Raw genomic sequence first — 13,560 nt, forward strand, 5'->3', positions numbered from 1 at the left:
TTCAAATAAATCATAATTAAATCTTAACCGCTTTGTCGTTTTAGTAAACTAATACCATGACATATTATTCAAAAATATAATAATTAAGCTTAAAGTTACTTCTTCAAAGTTTACATACTTGTTCAAATTTATTTTAACTAATTATACTTTTGGCTTTTTGTATTTATGATACACACGTTACATGTCAAAAATAGAAAGTTGAGCTTTGTCTGGTAAATTAGGTAATGAACCTAATTCATCCAAATACTCAATTACTTTTTGTGATAAACCAGCTTTCTTATTTAAATCTTCTTTAGACAAGAATGGCCCTTCTTCACGTGCTTCAACTATTCTTTGTGCAACATTTTCTCCAAGACCTGGAACAGATATAAATGGTGGGATTAAAGTATCACCTTCAATAATAAATTCGAAGGCTTTACTCTTTTCTAAACTAATTGGTTGCATACGATAACCTCGTTGAGCCATTTCATTCATAATTTCCAGAACAGTTAATGTATCTTTTTCCTTTTTAGCTAAATCCATATACCTTGAATACATGTCATTTACTGTATTACGAATACTTTCTTTGTCTTTAATCATTGAAATCAAGTCAAAATCAGAGGCACGCACTGTGAAATAACTTGCATAATAATACAACGGGTAATGGACTTTGAAATAAGCAATACGTACAGCCATCAATACATAAGCGGCAGCATGCGCTTTAGGGAACATATATTTAATTTTTCTACAAGAATCTAAATACCAATCTGGCACTTCATTATCGACCATAGCTTCAACCATATCGTCTGTTAATCCTTTACCTTTACGCACAAACTCCATTGTTTTGAAGGCAAGTGATGGTTCTAAACCGTTATACATTAAGTAAACCATAATGTCATCACGACAACAAATTACGCTAGCTAGATCACATTTTCCAGAACGAATTAAATCTTGCGCATTACCTAACCATACATCCGTACCATGAGAAAGGCCTGAAATTCTAACAAGCTCTGAGAATGTTGTAGGCTTGGTATCTTCTAGCATTTGTCTAACAAATCCAGTACCAAATTCAGGTACACCAAATGTGCCAGTTTTACATAGAATTTCTTCTGAAGTCACGCCTAATGGTTCTGGTGAACTAAATATACCCATTGTATCTTTATCATCAACTGGGATAGTTTTCGGATCAATACCAGATAAATCTTGCAACATACGTATCATAGTTGGATCATCGTGGCCCAGAATATCTAATTTTAAGACATTATCATGAATTGAATGGAAATCAAAATGCGTCGTCATCCAAGATGAAGCTTGATCATCTGCAGGGAATTGAACTGGCGTGAAATCATATATATCCATATAATCAGGTACAACTATGATACCACCTGGATGTTGCCCTGTTGTACGTTTAACCCCTGTACAACCTTTTACTAGTCTATCAATCTCGGCACCTCGTTTATGGATACCTTGGTCATTTAAGTAACCTTTAACAAAACCAAATGCAGTTTTTTCAGCAACAGTACCTATCGTTCCGGCACGGAATACTTTATCTTCTCCGAAAAGTTCTTTTGTATAATTATGTGCTTCTGGCTGATATTCCCCACTAAAGTTCAAGTCAATATCTGGTACTTTATCTCCTTTGAATCCTAAGAACGTTTCAAAGGGGATGTCTTGTCCTTCTTTAATTAAGTCACAGCCACAAGATTCACACTTTTTATCAGGTAGGTCGAAACCAGAACCAACTGAACCATCATTAAAGAATTCACTATTTTTACACTCAGGACAAATATAATGCGGTGGCAACGGGTTTACTTCTGTGATCTCTGTCATTGTTGCGACAAAACTTGATCCTACCGAACCACGTGAACCTACTAAATAACCATCATTTAATGATTTTTTTACAAGTCTCTGTGAAATTAAATAAATAACGGAGAATCCGTTTCCGATAATACTTTCTAGTTCTTTTTCTAAACGATCAATAACAATTTGAGGCAAGTCTTCCCCATATAATGCTTTGGCATTATTATAACTCATTTCACGAATCTCATCGTTTGCGCCTTCCATTCTTGGCGTATACAATTCATCTTTAATTGGTACAACACGTTCAATTTTATCTGCTAATTCATTTGTATTTTTAATAACAAGTTCATAAGCTTTTTCTTCGCCTAAAAAATGTAATTCATCTAACATTTCATCAGTTGTTCTAAAATGTGCCTGTGGTAAAGTAGAGCGATTTAATGGATTACCTGGTTGTGATGCAATTAAAATTTTACGTGCAATTGCATCATGTTCGTTTAAATAGTGGGCGTTGCCTGTTGCAATTACAGGAATATTATTAACATCTCCCGCTCTAATTAAACGATTATATATTTCATGTAATGTTTCATTGTCTCTCACAAGTTCTCTATCTATTAAATCTTGATAGAGTGCTGGTGGTTGAACTTCAATAAAATCGTAATATTTAGCAATTCGTTCTACTTGGGATTGGTCTTTTTGCATTACTGCGGTAAATACTTCACCTTCATCACAAGCTGAACCTACTAGTATCCCTTCCCGATATTCATCTAGCAGTGAACGTGGAATTCTCGGTGTACGATAGTAATATTGAACTAACGAAGCACTTACAATTTTAAAGAGATTCTTCAATCCTTCTTGGTTTTGGACAATAAGCGTAACATGGTTAGGTCTCGCACGTTTATACGCATCTTCGTTGGTTAAAGAAGTATTGATGTCTTGGTGATTATGAACACCGAGCTCTTCTAATTGTTTCAACATTTTTATAAACATATATGCTGTTGCTTCAGTATCATAAATAGCTCTATGGTGCTGAGTCAATTCCACACCATATTTTTTAGCTAAGAAATTTAAACCATGTTTTCCATATTCAGTATTAATTGTTCTAGATAATTCTAATGTATCAATAACACCGTTTGTGGAAGCACCTATACCTACATGTTCATAACCCGTATCAATGAAGCCCATATCAAAGGAAGCGTTATGAGCAACAAAGATTGCATCTCCAACCCACGATTTAAACTCTGTTAACACTTCTTCAATTTCTGGTGCATCTACTAACATATCATCAGAAATATGAGTTAAATTTTTAATCGTTTCTGATAAACGTTCATGTGGGTTACTAAAACGTTCAAACTTATCTATGATTTCACCGTCTTTAACTTTGACTGCGGCAAGCTCAATAATCTTGTCGTATTGGTTAGATAATCCTGTCGTCTCAACGTCAAACACAACATATGTTGCTGTTTTCAAATTACAATCTTTAGGTTTATACGCTATTGGCACTCCGTCATCTACAAGCATGCCCTCCATGCCATATATCATTTTAATTCCATTTTTTTCTGCTGCAGCGTGTGCATCTGGAAATGCTTGGACAACGTTATGATCCGTAACAGCAATTGCTTTATGACCCCACTTAGCAGCTTGGTCTACATATGTAGAAATATTGGGGATACCATCCATTTGGCTCATTGAAGTGTGCAAATGGAATTCTACTCGTTTTTCTTCAGCTTTATCTTGCTTTGTTGCTTTTTTAATTTCCTCTATGTCTGACATCATCATAACTAAATCTCTTACGAAAGTATCTTCTTCTATTCTACCTTGTGCACGCACCCATTTCCCTACACTTAAAGCTTTAAAATGTGCTAAGTCATCTTTATTTTTACGTGTGAACATTTTTAATACGAGAGAATCTGTATAGTCTGTTACCTTAATTTCTACAATATGTCGGCCACTTTTTAACTCTTTCAGATTAATATCAAAAATAACGCCTTCGACTGCTACTTTAAACTCTTCTTCAATAATAGAATCAATTGTACGTACGTTCTCAATTTGAATTGGTTTACCAATTTGACATTTTGAGACAGAACTTTCGTTATTATCTTGTTGTTTCGCTTTTTCAGCTTTCATTTTTTCTAATTTTTCCGTTGCTTCACGTGCACTCTTTTCATCTTCTTCTTGTATGTGTGCCTCTAATGATGCTAAATCACCATCGTTGACTGCACTATCAGTTTCAAAAACAACTTTACTTATGCTAAATCCACACTGTTGATATGCTGAAATTAAACTACCGTTACAAGCTTTATCAAAATGATCGCGTTCAACATCGTTTTGGCACATCACTTTTAAAATATCTCCAGACATAATCAAACGTTTCTGTTTCAATTGACCTTTAACTTTTGGTGATAACTTTGTTTGATCAATACAATGGCTAAAGTATTTAATAGCATATTCATCTTGGTTAGCTTTATCTTTTATCGTAATATTACACTTAACCTCAGCAATTGTTTTGAATTCTTCAGTAATTGCACTTGTGAAAAGTAAGTAATCTTCTATTGCTAAAAAATATGGGAACGTGATTTGAAATACCCATGAACGATCCACTGTTTTAACGTCCACGCGTGTTAATTCACTTTTTGTTAATATTTCAGAATCTAAATGATCTGCGATTTTAATTTGGTCAGCTAGGATTTTAAACTTTTCCTCATTTGTCATTGCCATGACGATAACCACCTTACTATTAATTACACTGTTTTACTTGTATATTATTAATTACATTTTATGACGGTGTATGTATTATTTTTCATTCTCTCTATTATAACTAAATATATTCGAAATTCTAATAGTTCAACTTATAGGATTAAATGCATAATTTTTACAAATAAATAGGAGCGGGACAGAAATCAAAATTTTAAATTTGATTTCATATGCCCGCCCCCACAAGACTGAATAAGTATTTAAAAATCTTGAAACCATTATTTTTTAAATACTAAACAGCTACTGTGTATGCTCAAATCTATACACATCAGCATTAAACACTTATTTTGTTTCAGCCTCATGATTTTTTATAGGCATTATTTACCTATTTACATTAGCCATTATAACAAATTGTCATCGACTCTGCTTTCAACTTATATATTTGAATATAAGTCATTTACATAATTTGACAAATTGTCAATGTGAACATCTTCACTGTCACCAGTATCACGACGCTTAACCTCAACAATACCCTCAGCAGCATTTTTACCAACAACAACTCGTATTGGTAAACCAATTAAATCTGCATCATTAAATTTCACACCCGCACGCTCTTTACGGTCATCATATAACACATCAAATTGCTCTTTCAACTGTGTGTAGAGTTGATCTGCTAATTCACGTTGATCATCTTTTTTAGGATTAATTGTTATTAAATGTAAATCAAATGGTGTAATTGACTTTGGCCAAATAATACCATTTTCATCATTATTTTGTTCGACAATCGCACTTAATGTTCTAGAAACACCAATACCATAACAACCCATTAATAGTGGTTTAGCTTTACCTTGATTATCCAGGAAAGTAGCATTCATACTTTCTGAATATTTTGTACCTAGTTTAAATACTTGTCCTACTTCAATACCTTCGGCAAAGTGAGCTGAACCTGAACCATCTACTAATGGCTCACCTTCTAATATAAATCTGAAATCACCATATTCTGTAACTTCAAAATCACGACCTACATTTGCATTTAATAAATGATAGCCATCTTCATTTGCACCAACTACGATATTATTTAAATCTTGAATGTAATTATCGGCATAAATCTTAATATCTTTATCGAAAATCGGACCTAAAGAACCTGGTTTTGCACCAAGTAGATTTACAATCTCATCTTCCGTTGCTAATTCAATATTATCTGTGGCAAAGTATGCTTTCAATTTAATATCATTAATTTCGTGATGGCCACGCACTAAGACCATAATGAATTCACCGTCCACTTTAAATATCATAGATTTCGTAATTTCATCTAATGGCTTTTCAAGGAATGACGCCAACTCTTGTGCAGTATGGACGTTAGGCGTTTCTATTTTAGTTAATGGTTTAACTTCATCATGCTTTTCATTTGGTTGGTAAATAACTTCTGCTTTTTCAATATTTGCAGCATAATCACTTTGGTCGCTAAATACAATCGTATCTTCACCAATTTCACTTAATGCCATAAATTCATGCGTATGACTACCACCAATTGCACCAGAATCAGCAACAACAGGTCTCGCATTAATACCAACTCGTTTAAAGATGCGACCATATGCATTATACATATCTTGATATGAGGCATCTAATGATTCTTCATCAGCATGGAAAGAATAAGCATCTTTCATAATAAATTCTCTACCACGTAATAAACCAAATCGTGGGCGTTTTTCATCTCTGTATTTAGATTGAATTTGGAATAATGTCATAGGTAATTGTTTATAAGACTTTAATTCATCTCTTACTATAGAAGTAACTACTTCTTCGTGAGTTGGCCCAAGGGCAAATTCACGACCATTACGATCTTGTAAACGCATGAGTTCTGGTCCGTATGCGCTCCAACGACCAGATTCTTCCCATAATTCTGCTTGTTGCAGTGCTGGCATTAAGATTTCCACTGCATCAATACGTTCCATTTCTTCACGGACAATTGCCTCTATGTTATTTAATACTCTAGCTGCGAGCGGTAAATAACTATATATGCCACTTGTACTTTGTTTGATTAAACCAGCTTTCAATAACAAACGATGGCTTAATGCTTCAGCACCAGCTGGTACTTCTTTCATAGTTGGTATAAATACTTTAGACTGTTTCATTTATATACTTCTCTCCCTCTTTATAAGAAATAACGTTGTATATCGTTCCAAGTCACTAAGACCATTACGATTAATACAAATACTGCACCGATTGCAATAATTGTTGTTTCTGCTTTTTTATTTACAGGCTTTCTGAATATCGCTTCGTAAATGACAAATAGTATGCGACCACCGTCTAAAGCAGGTACAGGTAACAAATTCATTAATCCTAAGTTGACACTTAATAGTGCCGTCCAAGAAATTAAGTTTATTATACCAGTTTTAACTACAGAATCGACTGAATGATAGATACCAACAGGCCCATTCAACATATCAAAAGAGAAATTCCCTGTGAAAATACTAGCAATCATCCCGACAATTGCAGTGAAGATAAGCTTTCCAGCTTCTAGTGTGCGATCGATACCAGCAACGATTGGTTTAAATAAAGTATGTTCTGTGCTAGGAGTATAACCAAATAAATATCTTGTTTGACTCTTGTTTTTAGTAACTTTTTGTTCTACTTTTTTAGGCTTTATATCTATCGTATGGGTATTACCATCACGTTCTACTGTCATCGTTGTTTTTGTGTCTTTATTCTGTTCAACAACTTTATCGATATCACTTTTGTCTTCTATTTTTTTGCCATCTAATTTCACAATTGTATCACCAGATTTAAGTCCAGCTTGAGCAGCCGGCGTATCCTTCGCTACTTCATCTACTGAATTTGTAGGTGTACCTTGATAATAAGCTAAGCCGATAAATAAGACTAATGTAAGTAAGAAATTAAACAATGGTCCAGCAAATAACGTTAAGAATTTTTGATAAGGTTTTTTATATGTGAATTGTCTGTCTCTTGGTGCAATTTGAATTAAACTACCATTTTCTACAAAATATGATTTTTCTGCAATAGGGAAACGATGACGATCATCATCATAAGCAGTCACACCTTCCACAAACAAGCCATCTTTGAAATCGCATTGTTTCACTTCCATAGCTTCAATTTGTTGGAATTTATGTTGGTCATCTAAAATGATATGTGTAATTTCTTCTTTATCATTTAGTTTAATTTTTACGTGCATCCCGGGTTGAACCGGCGGCTCTTCTAAGCCATCACCCGCCATACGAACATAACCACCTACAGGTAATAGTCGTATTGTATATAATGTTTCATTTTTTCTAAAACTAAAAATTTTCGGTCCCATACCGATCGCAAATTCTGGACACATAATCCCTGCCCGTTTGGCAAAAAACATATGACCATATTCATGCACGGTTACGAGGACACCAAAGACGATTATAAAAGAAATAATTGTTACTAGAAAACTCAATTTGATACACCTCATATATTCTTAATAAATTAAATACGTTTAACTTTAAAAATCTAACAATTCAAAGTTTACTGTTCTCACTACAGATTATAAAATTATAACACAATAATGCTAACTGACACACGTAACTATTATATATCATTGTAGCCGTTTTTTATGTAAAAACATATCAACTTATAGTTTAGTCTTATTTAATTCCTTAGATGCTATGATTATGTATTAATATTCACCTGATTTAACTTTTATATTTTATAGCAACAAAATAGAGTATTAAATTGAAACCTTAAGATTTATTAAAGGAGTTAAGAATCATATTAACTGTATGCTTTACGCAGTTACTCCAATTCATTAACTCCTTGTGTATGATTTATAAAAATTTTTAAAAGCAAAAACATTTAGCTTTGAATTAATAATATATTCAATAGTGGCAACACAAACATAAAACTATCAAATCTATCTAAAATACCACCATGCCCGGGTAAAATTCTACCTGAATCTTTAACACCAAAATGACGTTTAAAACCTGATTCAACAAGATCTCCTAGTTGTCCGAACATACTTAAAATAATTGTAACTATAATTAATAACCAAATAGCTATATTAAAATCGACAAATAGTATCATCACAAGCGGTACAATAATACTGCAAATTAATCCACCAATAAAACCTTCTACTGTTTTATTAGGGCTAATAACTGGCCATAACTTATGTTTACCCATCATTCTACCAAATATATATGCTCCAGTATCAGTTAACCACACAACTAAAAATGCAAACAATATATAATGCAATCCTTCTGAGCGTGTTTCATATAAATACATGAAACCAATACCAACATATGCGATTGACATAAGACAGAAAGCTGCATCCATGAAACTAAATCTATTTTTAGAAAGCACAGTATAACTTAATAATATAAAACTCATAGCTATTAAAGATTTCAATTGGAAGTTATTAACCCAGTCACCCGCCTCTTGAGGCAACATTATAATTAATATACCTAATGCACTTATTATACCTGGTATTGATAAGAATTTAATCATATTCATATTAAGTAATTCTTTCAGAGCTATAAAAGCTAATAAATATGAAAATAGCATTAGAATAAAGCCGCCCTTTAGTAATACAGGGAGAAAAATGATAAGTGCTATGATTGCTGTTAAAGTTCTAACTTTCATACTAATCTCCTAACTATTTATAACCCACCAAAGCGACGTTGGCGTGATTGATAAATTTTAATACAATTTATTAATTCTTCCTTATTAAAGTCCGGCCATAATTTTTCGTTAAAAATAAATTCACTATACGATACTTGCCAGATAAGGAAATTACTAATTCTTTGTTCTCCTGAAGTTCTTATCAAAAGATCTGGGTCAGGATATGCATGAGTCATTAAATGCTCATCAATCATTTGTTCAGTGATTTCATCGCTTGATAATCCTTTAGCAGTTAATTGGTCATAAATTTTTTTTACACTGTTTACAATTTCGGCACGTCCACCATAGTTCATAGCAAAGATTAATTTTAAGCCTGTATTATCTTTAGTATCTTCTTTCGCTTTAGCTATTGCTTTGAGTGTAGAATTTGGCAAATGTTCCAAAAAGCCAATCGTCTCTACTCTAACATTATTTTCTATCAATTCCGGTAGAAAAGTTTTTAAAAATGTGCCTGGTAAGCTCATAATATAGTTAACTTCATTTTCCGGTCTTGACCAATTTTCTGTAGAGAATGCATATAACGTTAAGTATTTAATTCCTAAATCACTGGCTACTTTAGTGATGTTTTTAACGGTTTGTGTACCTTGGTAATGACCTTTAATTCTAGGCAATTTCCTTTGTTTCGCCCAACGACCATTACCATCCATTATGATTGCAACATGTTCAGGTATATTATGTAGATCCAATTCGAAATCGGATTGGTTAGGCTGACTTTTCTTCTTATTTAACTTTTTAAACATGGTATTTCCTCCGAGCGTGATCATCTATGTTTATTATAATAGGTTCTAGATGCAATTATCTACCATTTTATCATACTAGATAGGTGCATTGAATAAACAAATAAAAAAACTGTACCAAAGTCTGATTTGATACAGTTCAGATAAAATATGATAAACCTCTGATTCTTGAATTCCATTGTTTAATTTCTAACAACAGAAGTGAAGCGAAGTCTTACCATCCATTACCATGTTTATACTGACATAATATCTTGTTCTTTTTCTTCTAACAATTTATCGATTTCTTTAATTGAATCGTCAGTTAGCTTTTGTACATCTGCTGTTTGTGATTTTAAATCATCCTCAGTGATGTCAGCATTTTTTTGTTGTTTTTTAAGTTCGTCGTTAGCATCACGACGTACATTTCTAACAGCCACTTTAGCATCTTCGCCGATTTTCTTAACTTCTTTCACTAAATCTTTACGACGTTCTTCTGTTAAAGCAGGAATACTTATGCGAATAACTTCACCATCACTCGAAGGATTAACACCTAAGTTAGCAGCATTGATTGCTTTTTCAATGTCACCTACAGATGATTTATCATATGGCGAAATTACTAATAAACGTGCTTCTGGCACACTGATACTTGCAAGTTGTTGTACAGGGGTAGGAGCACCATAATAGTCAACAGTTACACCGTTTAATAAATTTGAGTTAGCTCTACCTGCACTGATATTAGCTAATTCTCTAGAAAGATTATCTACAGATTTTTGCATTTTTGATTTCGTGTCATTAATAATGTCACTCATAGTCATACACCTCTAAATTATTTTGTAATTAACGTTCCTATTTTTTCACCCATAACAGCACGTTTAATATTACCTTCTTCTGTTATCGAGAATACATTCAATGGAATATTATTATCCATACAGAATGATGAAGCCGTTGAATCCATAACTTGTAAACCTTCTTGTAACATTTGAATATGTGTTAAGTGTTCATACTTAATCGCATTTTGATCTACTTTTGGATCAGCAGAGTAAACACCATCAACATTGTTTTTACCCATTAAGATAACATCAGCTTCAACTTCAGCCGCACGTAATGCTGCTGTAGTATCAGTAGAGAAGTAAGGGTTCCCTATACCAGCCGCAAATATAACAACACGTTTCTTTTCTAAATGTCTAATTGCACGACGACGGATATATGGTTCTGCAACTTGTTTCATTTCAATTGAAGTTAAGACGCGTGTATCACACTCTAATTGTTCAAGGCTATCTTGTAAAGCTAATGCATTCATAACCGTAGCTAACATACCCATATAGTCAGCAGTACCACGATCCATGCCTAAGTCACTACCAGTTTTACCTCTCCAAATATTGCCTCCACCAACGATAACAGCAATTTCACAATCCATTTTTGCTACTTCAGCTACTTGTTTTGCAACACTTTTAATAATAATTGGGTTGATTCCAAACCCATCGTCACCTGCTAGTGCTTCGCCACTTAATTTTAATACAACACGTTCGTATTTAGAAGTTTGAGCCATTGTCTTATCCTCTCTATTGTAAAATATGTAATTATACAAGTAAAGAAGACACAATAGGTCTTCCAATACAAAAGTGAATCTTTCATACGGAGCACAAAAGGTGTCTTCTTTCTTGTTCTAACTATGAAAAATTATTTCATTTGTCCTTTAACTTCGTCAGCAAAGTTTTCTTCACGTTTTTCCATACCTTCGCCTACTTCATAACGTACGAAGTCAACAAGTTTACCACCTTTAGATTTTAAGAAAGCTTCAACTGTTTGATCAGGATCTTTTACAAAGTTTTGGTCAACCGCACAAATTTCTTGTAAATATTTACGTAAACGTCCTTCTACCATCTTTTCAACAATTTTCTCTGGTTTACCTTCATTTAAAGCTTGTTGTTTTAGTACTTCTCTTTCGTGATCAATTTCATCTTCACTTACTTGTTCTGATGAAACATATTTAGGGTTGATTGCAGCAATGTGCATAGCTACATCTTTAGCAGCTTCATCATCAGTTGAACCTTCAACTACTGTTAATACACCAATGCGTCCGCCCATGTGTAAGTAAGCGCCAAATGAATCGTTATCAGTTTTAGTTCTAATAGCAAAACGACGGATACTTAATTTTTCACCGATTGTAGAGATAGCTTCTTTAACACGTTGGTCAACTGATTTACCATCTGATAATTCAGTTTCTAATAAAGCTTCTACTGATTCAGCTTTTGTATCCAATACTTGGATAGCAATTTCTTTCACTAATTGTTGGAATCCTTCGTTACGAGCTACGAAGTCAGTTTCTGAATTAATTTCTACAATTGCTGCTTCGTTCCCTCTTGCTTCAACGTGTACTAAACCTTCTGCCGCAATACGGTCAGATTTTTTAGCAGCTTTAGCAATACCTTTTTCACGTAGGAAGTCTACTGCTTTATCGATGTCACCATCAGTTTCTGTTAACGCTTTTTTACAATCCATCATGCCAGCGCCAGTTTTTTCACGTAATTCTTTTACAAGTTTAGCTGAAATTGCCATTTTATATTCCTCCATTATTTAATGAATTTTATTATATTTATTTTAAAAAAAGGTGATAAGCTTAAATATCTTATCACCCATTTTACATTATTCTTAGTTTGATTCAACAGAAGTGTTTTCTTCAGTTGTTTCTGCTTCAGTAGCTTCAGTTGATTCGTTTAAATCAATGTTTTGTTCAGCTGCTACTTCTTCATTTGATACACCTTGTTGACCTTCTAAGATTGCATCTGCCATTTTACCAGTTAATAATTTAACTGCACGGATAGCATCATCGTTTGCAGGGATAACGTAATCAATTTCATCTGGATCACAGTTAGTGTCTACAATACCAACGATTGGGATGTGTAATTTACGTGCTTCAGCGATTGCGTTGCGCTCTTTACGAGGATCAACTACAAATAATGCTTGAGGCATAGATTTCATATCACGAATTCCGCCTAAGAATTTAATTAAACGGTCATATTCTTTTTTAAGTTCTACAACTTCTTTTTTAGGTAATACTTCGAATAAGCCATCTTCTTCCATTTTTTCAATTTCAGAGATACGTTTGATACGTTTAGAAATTGTTTTATAGTTAGTTAAGATTCCGCCTAACCATCTTTGGTTTACGTAAAATTGACCAGCACGTTCTGCTTCAGATTTAACTGAATCTTGTGCTTGTTTCTTAGTACCAACGAATAAAACTTTTCCGCCATCTTCTGATACTTGTTTAATGAAGTTATAAGCTTCTTCTACTTTTTTCACTGTTTTTTGTAAATCGATAATGTAAATACCGTTTCTTTCAGTGAAAATGTATCTTTTCATTTTTGGGTTCCAACGGCGTGTTTGGTGACCGAAGTGAACACCTGCTTCTAGCAATTGTTTCATTGAAATTACTGCCATAATAAAATTCCTCCTAGTGGTTTTCTACCTCCATAAAAAGCTCATATAAACACAACATTAAATATGTCGCACCCTTTATACTTTCACTTTTTATGTGTGTATTGGCTTCATAGCCGTCAATAAATATAACATATACATTTCTATAAATCAATACTTTCAAACTACTATTTTAAACATTTAAGAGGCTCAAACGTCGCAATCTGTTTCAGCCTCTTAATTAGTATTGTATGTTTTCTATTGAATATAAATCCACTAATAGAAACACAGTATATTT

Annotated in this window: 9 protein-coding genes; all 9 read right to left on the minus strand. The window is 33.3% G+C overall.

Features of this window, described 5'->3' with window-relative positions; genetic code table 11:
* Nucleotides 1–177 precede the first annotated feature (177 nt).
* The gene (locus ACSUE0_RS05385; protein ID WP_119613633.1) at nt 178–4,494 is read right to left on the minus strand and encodes a PolC-type DNA polymerase III; all 4,317 of its coding nucleotides are present in this window, start codon (nt 4,492–4,494) and stop codon (nt 178–180) included.
* A 410-nt stretch (nt 4,495–4,904) separates the two neighbouring features.
* Complete coding sequence (locus ACSUE0_RS05390; protein WP_119613634.1) at nt 4,905–6,605, minus strand: proline--tRNA ligase; 1,701 nt, start codon at nt 6,603–6,605, stop codon at nt 4,905–4,907.
* Nucleotides 6,606–6,625: 20 nt separating this feature from the next.
* On the minus strand, nt 6,626–7,912 hold the full coding sequence (gene rseP, locus ACSUE0_RS05395; protein ID WP_436956416.1) for an RIP metalloprotease RseP: 1,287 nt from the start codon (nt 7,910–7,912) through the stop codon (nt 6,626–6,628).
* Nucleotides 7,913–8,307: 395 nt separating this feature from the next.
* On the minus strand, nt 8,308–9,090 hold the full coding sequence (locus tag ACSUE0_RS05400; RefSeq protein ID WP_119613636.1) for a phosphatidate cytidylyltransferase: 783 nt from the start codon (nt 9,088–9,090) through the stop codon (nt 8,308–8,310).
* A 17-nt stretch (nt 9,091–9,107) separates the two neighbouring features.
* On the minus strand, nt 9,108–9,869 hold the full coding sequence (locus ACSUE0_RS05405; RefSeq protein WP_107551592.1) for an isoprenyl transferase: 762 nt from the start codon (nt 9,867–9,869) through the stop codon (nt 9,108–9,110).
* 230 nt (nt 9,870–10,099) lie between these two features.
* Nucleotides 10,100–10,654: a ribosome recycling factor gene (gene frr, locus ACSUE0_RS05410; protein WP_017724294.1), complete on the minus strand. Its 555-nt coding sequence runs from the start codon at nt 10,652–10,654 to the stop codon at nt 10,100–10,102.
* A gap of 17 nt (nt 10,655–10,671) precedes the next feature.
* Nucleotides 10,672–11,394: a UMP kinase gene (pyrH, locus tag ACSUE0_RS05415; protein ID WP_017724293.1), complete on the minus strand. Its 723-nt coding sequence runs from the start codon at nt 11,392–11,394 to the stop codon at nt 10,672–10,674.
* Nucleotides 11,395–11,525: 131 nt separating this feature from the next.
* Nucleotides 11,526–12,404, minus strand: coding sequence for a translation elongation factor Ts (gene tsf / locus ACSUE0_RS05420; protein WP_119613639.1), 879 nt, complete (start codon nt 12,402–12,404; stop codon nt 11,526–11,528).
* A gap of 93 nt (nt 12,405–12,497) precedes the next feature.
* Entirely contained in the window at nt 12,498–13,286 is a 789-nt protein-coding gene (rpsB, locus tag ACSUE0_RS05425) for a 30S ribosomal protein S2 (RefSeq protein ID WP_017724291.1), read from the minus strand.
* Between the last annotated feature and the right edge of the window lie 274 nt (nt 13,287–13,560).

The sequence above is a fragment of the Staphylococcus sp. AS1337 genome (assembly GCF_051408735.1).
In the GTDB taxonomy this organism is placed as follows: Bacteria; Bacillota; Bacilli; order Staphylococcales; family Staphylococcaceae; genus Staphylococcus; species Staphylococcus xylosus_B.